At 67.4% G+C, this 12,390-nt stretch carries 10 protein-coding genes; 3 read left to right on the plus strand and 7 right to left on the minus strand.

Going from position 1 to position 12,390, the window contains the following annotated elements:
- Positions 1–37: 37 nt before the first annotated feature.
- Both U0177_RS08055 and pepT read right to left on the minus strand, forming a co-directional pair.
- A complete protein-coding gene (locus tag U0177_RS08055) occupies positions 38–283 on the minus strand; it encodes a hypothetical protein (RefSeq protein ID WP_409570093.1) in 246 nt (81 codons plus the stop codon).
- 188 nt (positions 284–471) lie between these two features.
- The gene (gene pepT / locus U0177_RS08060; protein ID WP_409570094.1) at positions 472–1,713 is read right to left on the minus strand and encodes a peptidase T; all 1,242 of its coding nucleotides are present in this window, start codon (positions 1,711–1,713) and stop codon (positions 472–474) included.
- 103 nt (positions 1,714–1,816) lie between these two features.
- Here pepT and U0177_RS08065 point away from each other — a divergent pair, with 103 nt between their 5' ends.
- Both U0177_RS08065 and U0177_RS08070 read left to right on the plus strand, forming a co-directional pair.
- Complete coding sequence (locus U0177_RS08065; RefSeq protein WP_409570095.1) at positions 1,817–5,011, plus strand: ATP-binding protein; 3,195 nt, start codon at positions 1,817–1,819, stop codon at positions 5,009–5,011.
- 147 nt (positions 5,012–5,158) lie between these two features.
- Positions 5,159–5,710 carry a YceI family protein gene (locus tag U0177_RS08070; protein WP_409570096.1) on the plus strand — a complete coding sequence of 184 codons (552 nt, stop codon included), beginning with the start codon at positions 5,159–5,161 and terminating at the stop codon, positions 5,708–5,710.
- Between the two features lie 278 nt (positions 5,711–5,988).
- Here the strand turns inward: U0177_RS08070 and U0177_RS08075 are convergent, their stop codons facing one another.
- From U0177_RS08075 to U0177_RS08090, 4 genes are all read right to left on the minus strand, one after another.
- Positions 5,989–6,870: an LLM class F420-dependent oxidoreductase gene (locus tag U0177_RS08075; protein WP_409570097.1), complete on the minus strand. Its 882-nt coding sequence runs from the start codon at positions 6,868–6,870 to the stop codon at positions 5,989–5,991.
- A gap of 80 nt (positions 6,871–6,950) precedes the next feature.
- Positions 6,951–7,223, minus strand: a complete 273-nt coding sequence (locus U0177_RS08080) for a hypothetical protein (RefSeq protein WP_409570098.1) — start codon at positions 7,221–7,223, stop codon at positions 6,951–6,953.
- A gap of 85 nt (positions 7,224–7,308) precedes the next feature.
- Positions 7,309–7,686, minus strand: a complete 378-nt coding sequence (locus tag U0177_RS08085; RefSeq protein WP_409570099.1) for a MerR family transcriptional regulator — start codon at positions 7,684–7,686, stop codon at positions 7,309–7,311.
- A 444-nt stretch (positions 7,687–8,130) separates the two neighbouring features.
- Positions 8,131–8,784 (minus strand): HAD-IA family hydrolase, encoded by a 654-nt coding sequence (locus U0177_RS08090; protein ID WP_409570100.1) that lies wholly within the window; start codon positions 8,782–8,784, stop codon positions 8,131–8,133.
- Positions 8,785–8,929: 145 nt separating this feature from the next.
- Here U0177_RS08090 and U0177_RS08095 point away from each other — a divergent pair, with 145 nt between their 5' ends.
- Positions 8,930–10,204 carry a PLP-dependent transferase gene (locus U0177_RS08095; RefSeq protein WP_409570101.1) on the plus strand — a complete coding sequence of 425 codons (1,275 nt, stop codon included), beginning with the start codon at positions 8,930–8,932 and terminating at the stop codon, positions 10,202–10,204.
- On the opposite strand, the gene U0177_RS08100 is transcribed toward U0177_RS08095, so the two are convergent.
- Positions 10,199–12,364, minus strand: a complete 2,166-nt coding sequence (locus U0177_RS08100) for a sensor histidine kinase (protein ID WP_409570102.1) — start codon at positions 12,362–12,364, stop codon at positions 10,199–10,201. The two genes, U0177_RS08095 and U0177_RS08100, sit on opposite strands and share 6 nt — an antisense overlap.
- Between the last annotated feature and the right edge of the window lie 26 nt (positions 12,365–12,390).

The raw sequence follows: 12,390 nt of genomic DNA on the forward strand, positions 1-12,390 counted from the left end.
TATAGCTTGATACGCCGTAGCCTGCAAGCTACTCGTCCTACGTCGCGCGCGGCCGCATCGCCCAGCAGAACGCAACCGCGCCAATCAGGCTGCCGATCACGCTGCCGACCGTTAGCTCGCCAGCCAGCACCTGCGGCACTCCATCGCCGATCGCCCCGCCTATGAGCGCGCCAAACGCGCCCGCAAACAGCCCCGCACCCGAGCGCGCCACCAGCGGGCGCGCGCCGAGCCCAAACAGCAGCGCGACGCCCAAGCCGATCAAAATCCACACAACATAGCTCACAGTAAGCCTCGCTGTCTATTCATATGCTTAGTGCAGGCTATCACACATCCGAACCGGGTTTCACGAAAGACGAAAGACGCCGCTGATTCGTCTTTCGTCCTGAAAACTTGGATCGAACCTGCGGTAGCCTGCTGTTAGCTGCCGTAGGCGAAAAGCGTACCTTTGGAAAATGGTGAAGCATACCGGCGCTAGCCCACGGCCCAGCCGCGCGCAATCGCCACGCATACCTCAACCGACTTGGCCATATCCTGCAGGCTTACCCACTCGAGCGGGCCGTGGATGTTCTGCATGCCCGTAAAGATGTTCGGCGTCAGCAGGCCGCGCTCGGTGAGCTTCGAGCCGTCGGTGCCGCCGCGGATGGGCGGCGAGAACGGCTCGACGCCCAGCGAACGCATGGCGCGCGTGGCCACCTCGACCGGGCGCATATCGTCTTCGAGCCAGTAGCGCATGTTGCGGTACTGCGGCGTGATCGTGCAGCTGATGCTTGCGCGCGGCTCGCCGGCCTGCACCGCCGCGCACACCGCGCGCAGCAGCTCGCCGTGGCGCTCGAGCCCGTCGCGGTCGAAATCGCGCAGAATAAACGATAGCTCGGCCTGTGCCGCCGTTCCGCGCATCTGGTACAGGTGCACAAAGCCTTCGCGGTCGCGCGTGGTCTCGGGCGTGCGGGTGTGCTGCGGCAGCGCGTCGACGATCTTGGCCGCCAGGTTGAGCGCATTCACCAGCTTACCGAACGCCGAGCCGGGGTGAATCGAGACGCCGGTAACCGCGACCACGGCCTTATCGGCAGAGAAGGTTTCGTACACCAGCTCGCCCAGCTCGGCGCCGTCGAGCGTGTACGCGTAATCGACGTCGAGGTCGGCTAAGTCAAGGCTATTAATGCCGGTGCCGATCTCTTCGTCGACGGTGAAGCACACGCGCACCTCGCCGTGCGGGATCTCGGGGTGCGCCAGCAGGTGCTCGGCCAGCGCCATGATGATCGCCACACCGGCCTTATCGTCGGCGCCAAGCAGCGTGGTGCCGCTGGCGGTGACAATATCGTCGCCGAGCTTCTGGGCCAGGTAGGGGTTGTCTTCGGGCCGCAGCACCTGGGCTGGGTCGTCGGGCAGGGCGATCGGGCCGCCGGCATACGCGCGGTGCACGATCGGCTTGACGCCGGTGCCGCTGTAGGCCGGCGCGGTGTCGACGTGCGCCAGAAACGCCACGCGCGGCACGGCGCCGGCAGCGGTGGCGGGGATGCTGCCTATCACAAAGCCCTGCGTGGTGATGCGCGCGTCGGCCACGCCCATGTCGCGCAGCTCGCGCTCGAGCAGCCGCAGCAGGTCGTACTGCTTGGCAGTGCTCGGCACGCTCGCCGACTCCTCGTCGCTCTGGGTATCGATCTGAACATAGCGCAGAAAACGCGCCTCAAGCGCGGAGATATCGGTGATCATAGTGCCCCTCAAGCTATTGCGAATAGCCGCATTCTAGCAGGCATGGCGGGCAGCGTCAAAGCCGCGCGCCGCCTGCCGATGCGCAATCTGGTATAATCGTGCCATGCTATCGATCCAACTGCTTGGCCCACCTCAGCTCCTGCTCAACGACCGAGCACTCAGCATCTCGCGGCGCAAAAGCCGGGCGCTGCTGTTTTACCTGGCGGCGCAGCCCGGCCCGGTGCTGCGCGATCAGCTGCTGGCCCTGCTCTGGCCCGACCAAGACCGCGCGTCGGCGCAGCAGGTGCTACGCACTTCGCTGTATGGCCTGCGCAAAGAGCTCGGCCCGGCGATCGAGGCCGCCGACGACACGCTGGCGCTCGCGCCGGCGACGGTTGTCGACGCGCGCCGTTTCGAGCGCGCCATCGCCACCCCCAACGGCGCGCCCGAGCCGCTGGCCGCCGCGCTGGCGCTCTACCGCGGCGATTTTCTGGCCGGCTTTAGCCTGCCCGACTGCGAAGAGTTCGAAAGCTGGGCCGAGGGCCTGCGCGAGCGCTACCGCCAGCTCGCGCAGCGCGGCTACGCCGCGCTGGCGCAGCGCCACGAGGCCCAGCACGACTACGCGGCCGCGCTCGACGCGCTTGAGCGCGCGCTGGCGCTCAGCCCACTGCAGGAAGATCTGCAGCGCGCCGCAATGCGCGCCGAGTACTACGCGGGCAACCGCGCCGCCGCCATTCGGCGCTACGAGCAGCTGCGCCGCCTGCTCGACGACGAGCTGGGCGTGCCGCCCATGGACGAGACGCGCGCGCTCTACGACGCGATCATCACCGACGCCCTCCCGATGGAGAACGAAAGACGAAACACCAAAGACGAAGAGATTGCTCAAGCACAGCGTCCGCATCCTTTGTCCTCGGTCTATCGTCCTTCGTCTATGGAGGCCGAAAGACGAAACACCAAAGACGAAGAGATTGCTCAAGCACAGCGTCCGCATCCTTTGTCCTTGGTCTATCGTCCATCGTCTGATGTGCTGCCCTTCACCGGCCGCGACGCCGAGCTTGCGCAGCTTGGCGGCCTGGCGGCGAGCCGGCGCCTGGGCCTGATCGAAGGCGAGCCCGGCATTGGCAAAACGCGCCTGGCCAGCGCGTTTATCGAGCGCCACGGCGGGGTTGCGCTGATCGGCGGGGCGCGCGAGCTTGAGCAGGCGCTGCCATACCAGCCGGTGATCGAGGCGCTACGCGGGCTGACACGCCAGCCTGGCGCGGCGCAGATGATCGGCGAGCTTGGCCTGCCCGGCATCTGGCTGCGCGAGCTGACAAGGCTGCTGCCCGAGCTGCACGCCGAAGACGACCCCGGCGTGTTCGACACGATCGTGCCGGGCGGCAATGAGTCGCGGCTGTGGGAGGCGCTGAACCAGCTGCTGCTGGCGCTGGCGCGGCGCCAGCCGGTGACATTGCTGCTCGACGACCTGCACTGGGCCGACGCCTCGACGCTGGCGCTGCTGGGCTACTTGGTGCGCCAGCCCACCGGCGCGCCGCTTGTATTTCTGGCCACGGCGCGCGCGGTGTCGCCACGATCGCCGCTGGCTGCGCTGGTGACGGCGCTGACGCGCGAGGATCGGCTGCTGCGCGTGCCGTTGCGCCGCCTCGCCCCCGACGATACGCTTGCGCTGGCGCGCCAGCTCAGCCCAACCTATGCCTACCCGCTGGCCGAGTGGCTGAACCGCAATGCCGACGGCAACCCGTACATCCTGAGCGAGCTGGTGCGCTATGCGCGCGAACACCAGGTTGTGCTCCCAAACGGCGCCGTGAACCTCTCGGCGCTATCGGACGCGCCAGTCGTGCCGCGCAGTGTCTACAGCCTGATCGAATCGCGCCTCGCCAGCGTGTCGGACGCAGCGCGGCGCGTGCTCGACGTGGCTGTCGCGATCGGGCGCGAGTTCGAGCTCGACGTGGTGGCGCGCGCCGCCGGGCTAGCCGAAAGCGCGGCGCTCGACGCGCTCGACGAGCTGCGCGCCAGCCGGCTGGTGGCGCCGGGCGAGGGGCTGGGCTACCGCTTCGACCACCCGCTGACCATGGAGGTGGCCTACCGCGAAGTTGGCGAGGCGCGCCACCGCGCCATCCATCGCGAGGTTGCCGAAGCGCTCGCGCTGCTCCACGCCGACGCGCCGGCCGACTACGCCGGCCTGATCGCGTCGCACTTCGCCGAAGGCAAAGCCGCCGAGCGGGCGGCGCGCTACGCGCTGATTGCCGGCCAGCGCGCCGCCGACCTGTCGGCGTGGGCCGAGGCGATCGGCTTCTACCAGCAGGCGCTGGTTGGCGCCGACGCCGCCGGGCGGATGCGCATCTCGCTGGCGCTCGGCACAGCATATATCTTCGCCGGCGCGCCAGCCCAGGCCACCGAAGCACTGCGCCAGGCGGTCGACCTGGCCGAGGCCCTCGGCGACGCCGCCAGCGCGAGCGAGGCGAGGCTGCAGCTGGCCCAGGCGCTGATCTCGCAGGCGCGCTACGCCGACGCGATCACTATGGCCCAGGCGGTGCTGGCGCGCGGCTCGCCCAGCCAGGCCGTCAGCGCCGAGCTGGTCTGGGGCACCGCCCTGTCGATCGAGGGCGTCGACCTGGCCGGCGCCGGCCAGCACTTGCAAAACGCCCTTGGCGCATGCGCGGCGCAATCCGACCCGAGTCACCTGGCACATATTACCTTCGAGCTAGGCAGCCTGGCGGCGCAGCAGGGCGACCTGCCGCAGGCGATCGAGTACTACCGCCGGGCGCTCGCAATCGCCGAGGAGCAGCCAACGATTATCCCGCACCGGCTGCTGGCGCTCAATAACCTGGCCTACCACCTGATGCTCCAAGGCGACCCCAGCGCCGGCGAGTACGCCGCTACCGGCCTGAGCCTAGCGCGCGAGTATGGCCTGCTTGGCTTTCAAGCCTACCTGCACTCGACGCTTGGCGAGATCGCGCTGGCCCACGGCGACCTGGACGCGGCCGAGCGCTGGTTCGACGACGGGCTGGCGCTAGCCGAGCGGCTGAACATCCGCGAGCGCATCGCCGGCATCACCGCAAACCTTGGGCTGCTCGCCATCCGGCGCGGCCAGCAGCCCCTGGCGATTCACCGGCTCTCGACCGCCCTGGCGCAGGCCGACGCTCTGGGAACCCAGCACCTGGCCGCGCTGATCCGCATCTGGCTCGCGCCGCTGCTGCCGCCGGCCGAGGCCCACACCGCGCTGGCTGAGGCGCGCGCGATCGCCGAGAGCGGCGGGCGCAAACGCCTGCTCGGCGAGATCGACCGGATCAGCGCCGAGATCGACGCCTCCGCATAGGCGCCCGATTTCAAGAAGCCGTTTTTCTGGCGAGCTTTAACGCTGTGTTTACGCTCTTGTTCACGCCGGCGTCACGCTGCAGCGCTATAGTAGCTACAGATACGCGGCGCGAGTGCGCCGCCGACACAGCACAAAAGGAGCGCTCCCATGGCGTGGGTTATTGATGGTTCGCACTCGACTGTTCAGTTTTCGGTGAAGCACCTGGGCATCTCGACGGCCCGTGGCGTCTTCGAGAAGTTCAGCGGCACGGTCGACGCCGACGAGCAGAACCCGACTGCGGCAAGCGTCGAGGTGCAGATTGAGGCCGCCAGCATCAACACGCGCGACGAGAAGCGCGACGGCCACCTGCGCTCGCCGGATTTCTTCGACACCGACACCTACCCCTACATCACCTTCAAGAGCACCCGCGTTGAGCAGCTCGACGCCTCGAATGGCAAGCTGTACGGCGACCTGACGATCAAGGATGTGACCAAGCCGGTGGTGCTGAACCTGGAGTTCGCCGGCCTGGCCAAGAGCCCGTGGGGCACGACCAGCGCGGGCTTCAGCGCCGAGACCAAGATCAACCGCAAGGATTGGAACCTGGGCTGGAACGTGGCGCTCGAGGCCGGCGGTTGGCTGGTGGGCGAAGACGTGAAGATCGCGATCGAGCTTGAGCTGGTGAAGGTAGTTGAGCAGCCGGCCGAGGCCGCCAGCGCCTAGCCGCCTATGCGGCGCCGCTATCGCATTTCGGTGCGAAGCAGCGTACAATAGATGCGTGTCGCAGTATGCATGTCGATCGCCCGTCGGCATTGATACTGCGACACGTGTTTTTGTTGGCGCGGCGGTCTTCTTTCACGCTCGCGCCGGCGCGACCAGAGCGCAGGGCTCGTGCAACGTCATTTGACCACCCCAACAATAATCCCCCCTCTCCCGAGCGGGGAGAGAGGGGAAGGGGATGAGGGCCGACTTCGCACAAACCCCAGACCAGAGAGCCTGCGCTACAGCTCGGCCACGGCGGGAATGATCTCGCGAGCAAAGGTTTCGAGCGGCGCCAGCTCGTGCACGTTCGGCATGTTGAAGATCACGTGCTGGATGCCAACCTCGGCCAGCGAGCGGCACAGCGCGATTACGCTGGCGGGCGTATCGGCGCCCGGCGCCAGGTTGACGGTGCCTAGCGCGGTGCGCTCGATCGCCTCGTAGGGGCGGCCGACCGCCTCGCAGTGGCCTTTGAGAATATCGAGCTTGGCCTGGAGCACGCCGTTGCCCATGCGCGCGAACAGGTTGCAGGCGTCGGCATACTGCGCCACTAGCCGCAGCGTCTTCTGCTCGCCGCCGCCGCCAATCATGATCGGCGGGTGCGGCCGCGCAATCGCCTGCGGGCTATTCAGCGGGTCGGCCAGCTGGAAATGCTTGCCGGCATAGGCCGCTCGGTCGCCGCGCCACATCTGGTGGGCGATCTGCAGCGTCTCTTCCAGCTGCTCGAAGCGCGTTTTCAGCGTTGGGAACGGCACGCCAAGCCCGCGCGACTCCTGCTCGTTCCAGGCCGCGCCGACGCCAAAGTAAGCCCGCCCGCCCGAGAGCACGTCGAGCGTCGTCACCGTCTTCACCAGCACGCCCGGCCAGCGATAGATCACCCCCGTCACCAGCGTGCCAAGCTTCACGTGCTTGGTCACGCCCGCCAGGAAGCTGAGCGCGCTATAGCCCTCGAGCATCGGCTCCTCGGGCGGGCCAACCATGCCGATCTGAAAGAAATGATCCATCACCCACAGGCTGTAGAACCCGGCTTCGTCGGCGGTACGGCCGATCGTCGCCAGGCGCTCGCCAATCTCCGCCGCGCCGCCCGGCCAGGTGAACTTCGGTACTTGCAAACCAACCCGCATGACACGCTTCTCCTTGTGTTCAAAACGATGCCGGCGACGATGTCGCCGGCATGCGCTACCTACCCCCAGATCGGCCCTGGCTAATCGACAAAGCGCCGCGGGTTGAACCACTGCTCGAGCAGCGTGATTACCAGCAGGCCGACGATGCCGGCCAGAAGCGTATATACAGCCATCCCCATCAGGTTCAGCGGCCGGCTGGCCGCGTAATCGGCATACCAATTCCACAGGGCCGTGCCAACCACTACTAGCGCCCAGATAGCCCAGAGAACAACGTGAAGGCTGGCATCGTCGTGAGCGATCGGCGAGCGGTCGGAGCGTTTCGGATGGTACAGTTCGGCATGGTCGGGACTCATCGGTTCCTCCTTACACATCATTGTGAATGGTGGCGATCATCGCGCCAAAACGTTAACGTCAACGTTAATGTTTCGGCAAAATTTTTTAGCCCGAGCGCTGCTGCTCGAGATGTGCTTGAATGCGACTGATGTTCAGCTGCAGATCAGAGCGCAGCTGCTGGAGCGTTTCGATCTTTTCGTCGGTCTCGGAGAGCTGGCGCCGCAGGATCTCGAGTACACGGCGCTTGCCGCGTACGCCGGTCGGGTCGTCGCAATAGAGTGGCAGAACCTCGCCGATCTCTTCGAGCGATAAGCCTAGCTGCTTCAGCGCGTCGATTTTTTTGAGCCGGGTGAGCTCGGCTTCGGTGTAGTAGCGGAAGCCGTGCCCTTCGCGCTCGTTCGGCCCGAGCAAGCCCAGGCCTTCGTAGTATCGGATTGTGCGTGGAGTTACGCCAGCTTGCTCGGCGAACTCTCCGATACGCATCTTTTCTTTCATTGATGTGCCACCTTGACGTTCACGTCAATGTTAGTATAGCCTGCAGGCTGCCAGTTTGTCAAGAGGCGTAGCGGCTGATTTTATAGCAACTTCGCTCGATTACACGAGCTACGTGGTGGGGGTTCGGGGGCGGCAAAGCCGCCCTCTCCTTTTGGCTGGTCGCGGCCACCGCGTGGCCGCGACCAACCAAAAAGTGATGTTGGAGGGCTTGCGCCCTCCAAGCCTCCCACGCGAGAGGGCACCGCGTACCTCATGTCAATTACAGAACTTACGCGGTGCGCGTTTTTGCCTTCGGCAGAGCGGTACTTTTTCATGGAGGGTGCTGAGAAGGTGGCGCTTTGCGCCACCTTCTCAGCACAAAAGAAAGCGAAGTACCATGCTGCCGCAGGCAGAAGGAGCCGATATCGCAGGCGACCGCGTAATTCCTGTCAATTAGGACCAGCGCGCCAGCAGCTCGGCGAGTGGCAGGGCGTCGAGCGCGGGCAGCACGATGTCGCCGGGCGGCAGCGCCAGCCGGCCCGTAAGCGCGCCAGGCACCACGCAGCAGCGCATGCCGGCAGCGCCGGCGGCGAGAATGCCATTAGGCGAATCTTCGAACACCAGGCAAGCGGCCGGCGCCACGCCCAGGCAATCGGCGGCGCTGAGAAACAGGTCGGGCGCGGGCTTGGTGCGGGCCACATCATCGGCGGTGCGCACGCAGGCGAAGCGCTGGCGGATGGCCAGGCGCGCCAGCCAGCCCTCGACCCAGGCGCGGTCGCTGCTCGAGGCCACGGCGCAGGGCAGGCCCAGCGCGTCGGCCTGATCGAGCAGGCCCAGCGCGCCCGGCAGCAGCGGCTGCTCGCCGCTGAGCGCCGACTTAACCGCGCGGCGGTGCGCCAGCGCGGCGGCGCGATCGAGCGGGCGGCCGATCAGGCCCTCGAGGTGCGCCAGCGGGTCGAAGCCGTGACTCGTGCCAAGCGCGTGCTGATACAGATCGAGCGAAAGGTCGTGGCCGTGCTCGGCGTAGATCACCCGCCAGCTTTCGAACGCGGGTGTCTCGGTGTCGACCAGCAGGCCGTCGAAGTCGAAGATCAATGCCTGGATCATAAATGCCGCCCCATACAGTGTGTCTTCTGAAAGCATCCGCATTATACCAACGTTGCCGCGCGCTAAAGTCTATTATGCGCGTGGCGGCAGGCGCGGTAGAATGGGCGCGCGAGGCACCGAGGCCTGGCACACAAAGGAGGCCACTATGAAAACACACCAGCCGCCCAACCCAACCATGCACCCCGAGTCGCTGATGATGCGCCACGGCTACGACCCAACGCTGGCGTCGCACAGCGTCAAGCCGCCGATCTACATGACCTCGACATTTTCGTTCCCTAGCGCCGAGGTTGGCAAAGCCTACGGCGAGGTAATCAACAACCTGCGCCCGCAGCAGCCCGACGAAGATTTCAGCAATACCTACATCTACAGCCGCGAAACCAACCCGAACCTCGAGATTCTCGAGCGCCGGCTGTGCGTGTGGGACGGCGCCGAGGATTGCGCGGTGTTTGAAAGCGGCATGGCCGCGATCGGCTTTACGCTGCTGCAGTTTCTCAGCCCCGGCGATGTGCTGCTGCACGGCGAGCCGAGCTACGGCTGCACCGACTACTTCACCAAGCGCATTCTGACGCGCTTTGGCATCCGGCCCGTCGGCTTCCGCCTGCTCGACGGCGAAGCCGGCATCGCGGCCGCGCTGCGCGACCCGGCAGTGGCCGCGCACCTCAAAATGATCTATATCGAGACGCCCTGCAACCCCAGCAACGCCATGGCCGACATCGGCTACTGCGCCCAGGTGGCACGCGCGCACTCGACGGCCGACCGCCAGGTGCTACTCGCCGTCGACAACACGTTTCTCGGGCCGCTGTTCCAGCGCCCACTGGCGCACGGCGCCGACCTCGTGCTGTACTCAGCAACCAAATACATCGGCGGGCACAGCGACGTGATCGCCGGGGCGTGCCTGGGCCGCGCCGAGCTGATCGGGCAGGTGAAGCTCATGCGCGGCATGCTTGGCGGCATGCCCAGCCCGCACACCGCCTGGCTGCTGACGCGCAGCCTGGAAACGCTGAAGTTGCGCATGACCGCATCGATGGAGGGCGCGCGGCGCGTGGCCGATTTCCTGGCCGATCACCCCAAAGTCGAGCGCGTGTACTACCTCGGCCACCTGCGCGACGACGACCCGCAGTTTGCGATCTACCGCAAGCAATGCCTGGCGCCAGGCGGCATGATCTCGTTCGACGTTCGCGGCGGCGAAGAGCAGGCGTTTCGCTTTCTGAACGCGCTGCGCCTGTTTCACCTGGCGGTAAGCCTTGGCGGCAACGAGTCGCTGGCCGAGCACCCGGCCACGCTTACGCATGCCGAGGTCGACCTTGAAGATCGGCTGGATGGGGGCATTACCAGTAGCATGATCCGGCTTTCGATCGGCATCGAGCACCCCGAGGACCTGATCGCCGACCTGCGGCAGGCGCTCGACGCGGTGCTATAGGCTGGCTTGGGGCAGCGACAAAGACACGCGGGTATACGCGCCGGGCTGGCTTTCGGCCACCAGCGTGCCGCCGACCACGGCCATGAGCGTGGAGTGCAGGCTCAGGCCGTGGCCGCTGCCCTGCGCCACCGTGGCAGCGCCCATGCCCACGCCGTCGTCCTCGATCGCCAGCTCGAGGCCACTGCGCCACGCCACCGACACCGCCAGGTGCAGCGGGCGGGCGGCGTCGCCGTCGCGGCCGTAGCGCGCGGCGTTGCGCACCACCTCGCGCGCGGCGTAGAACAGCACCTCGGCGGCCAGCGGCGGCACCGCGCGCGCCGCGTGCTCGGCGGCCGGGTCGATCGACCAGGCCACGCCGTCGAAGGCGCTGGCGAACTCGCCGTCGATCGCCTGACGCAGCGCGCCAATCAGCCCAAGGCGCGCAACCTCGGGCGCGGCGGTAGGCGGCAGCGCGTGGAGTAGGTTCGAGATTTCGCGGTGTATATCGCCGAGCTGCGCTTGCAGACTGTCGAGCGTGGACTGCAGGCTCTCCGAAGAGTCGCCCGGCAGCCTGGAGCTTGCCAATTGCAGTATCACCATATGCAGCTGCGGCAGCACATCGTCGTGCAGCACGCGGCGGGTGCGCCGGTCGAGCACCTGGCTTTCGGCCAGGCGCTGGCGCTGCAGCGCCATGAGGCGGCGGGCCATCTCGGCGCTGGCGCGGGTATCGATCAGGCGCTCGCCGGTGGCGCGGGCGATCTCGATCTCCTCTTGGGTATACAGGCCGCCGTCGCGCTTCTCGCCGAGCAGCAGCGCGCCGATCAGGCCGCGCTCGCTCCACAGCGGCACGCCCCACACCGCGCCGCCGTACATGCCGGCCTCGATCGGCACGCACATCGTCTGCGGCGAGCCGAAGCGGCCGGCCAGCGCGGCCAGCGCTGCGTCGTCGGGCGGGGTGTGGGCTGAAAGCTGGCCGGCGGCCATGGGCGGGCCTACCAGCGGCGCCAGCGGGCCAAGCGCGGCCAGGTAGGCCACGCGGGCGTCGAGCACCTCGGCGGCGAGCACATCGAGCGGCGCGGCGATACCGGCCTCGGGCGGGGCGCCGGGGCGCAGCATGCCCTCGTACAGGCGCTGGCTGGCGACAAACGGGCGCAGCGCGCCGATGCTGCGCTCGCGGTCGGCGTACGAGCGCCAGCCCAGCAGCGCGTAGAATAGCGTCATGAGCAGCGTGGCCAGCAGCACGCGGTAGATCGGGTCGAACTCGCGCAGCGCCGGCAGGCTGATGCTGAGGCCCATCAGCGCGCCGAAGCCGGCGGCCAGCACCAGGCTGCGCTGCCAGTAGCGAAACAGGCCGCCGCGCGGCAGCGCCTTGCCGGTGAAGATCTCGTAGGACACAATCGCGCGGCCGATCAGCACGATCGCCACGGCGATCAGGCCGCAGATCAGCAGATCGAAGCCCACCAGCACGAACAGCGTGCGCACGATATGCGTGCCGAGCAGGCGGCTCTGCACCCGGCTGAGAAACACCGCCACGGCCACGCCCAGCGCCAGCGCGGCCAGCAGCAGCACCAGCGAGGCGGCGATCAGCCAGGGCCGTGCGCGGCGGCGCGCTTCGTCGCCCATGAAGCGCTCGGAGGCCGCCGGGCGGCGCAGCGCCGCCAGCGCCAGCAGGATGCACAGCGCGCTGTACACCGGGTAGATCAGCGCCACCACCGGCAGGCCGGCGAACTGGAATACGCTCAGCGGCGAGCGCGAGAGCACTTCGTCGTAGCTGGGCAGCGGGTTGGCCACCGCCAGCGAGATCAGCGCGCCGCAGCCGAGCGCGCCGGCCAGCACGACCCACAGGCGCTGGCGCAGCGAACTGAGCACCCCAGTGTACCAGGCAGTCATCAGATACCAGAGGTACGGCGCGCCGACCACCGGCAGCCAGCTGGCGCGCCACCAAAACTCGGTGTCGGCGCCGAAGCCGCCGAAGGTATCGTAGGCGTGGCTCACCACTGCCGAGTGCCCGGCGAAAAACAGCCCGGCCAGGATCAGCCCGCCGCCCGCCACCCACGTGCCCCAGCGGCGGCGCTCGGCGTTCAGCAGCACGGTGAGGCCCAGCCACAGAAACGCGATCAGGTTGAAGAACGAGATCGTGTTGACGGCCCATGTGAGCGCGATGTAGAGGCGGTAGGACATGGCGATAGTGCAGGTTCGCGGGTTCA

Origin of the sequence: Kouleothrix sp., from assembly GCF_046328425.1 — a bacterium.
In the GTDB taxonomy this organism is placed as follows: domain Bacteria; phylum Chloroflexota; class Chloroflexia; order Chloroflexales; family Roseiflexaceae; genus Kouleothrix.

What these genes read in the sequence shown, in the direction of transcription:
- pepT (WP_409570094.1), bottom strand. Translation starts at nt 1,713, where the DNA reads ATGATCACCGATATCTCCGCGCTTGAGGCGCGTTTTCTGCGCTATGTT.
- U0177_RS08065 (WP_409570095.1), top strand. Translation starts at nt 1,817, where the DNA reads ATGCTATCGATCCAACTGCTTGGCCCACCTCAGCTCCTGCTCAACGAC.
- U0177_RS08070 (WP_409570096.1), top strand. Translation starts at nt 5,159, where the DNA reads ATGGCGTGGGTTATTGATGGTTCGCACTCGACTGTTCAGTTTTCGGTG.
- U0177_RS08075 (WP_409570097.1), bottom strand. Translation starts at nt 6,870, where the DNA reads ATGCGGGTTGGTTTGCAAGTACCGAAGTTCACCTGGCCGGGCGGCGCG.
- U0177_RS08080 (WP_409570098.1), bottom strand. Translation starts at nt 7,223, where the DNA reads ATGAGTCCCGACCATGCCGAACTGTACCATCCGAAACGCTCCGACCGC.
- U0177_RS08085 (WP_409570099.1), bottom strand. Translation starts at nt 7,686, where the DNA reads ATGCGTATCGGAGAGTTCGCCGAGCAAGCTGGCGTAACTCCACGCACA.
- U0177_RS08090 (WP_409570100.1), bottom strand. Translation starts at nt 8,784, where the DNA reads ATGATCCAGGCATTGATCTTCGACTTCGACGGCCTGCTGGTCGACACC.
- U0177_RS08095 (WP_409570101.1), top strand. Translation starts at nt 8,930, where the DNA reads ATGAAAACACACCAGCCGCCCAACCCAACCATGCACCCCGAGTCGCTG.
- U0177_RS08100 (WP_409570102.1), bottom strand. Translation starts at nt 12,364, where the DNA reads ATGTCCTACCGCCTCTACATCGCGCTCACATGGGCCGTCAACACGATC.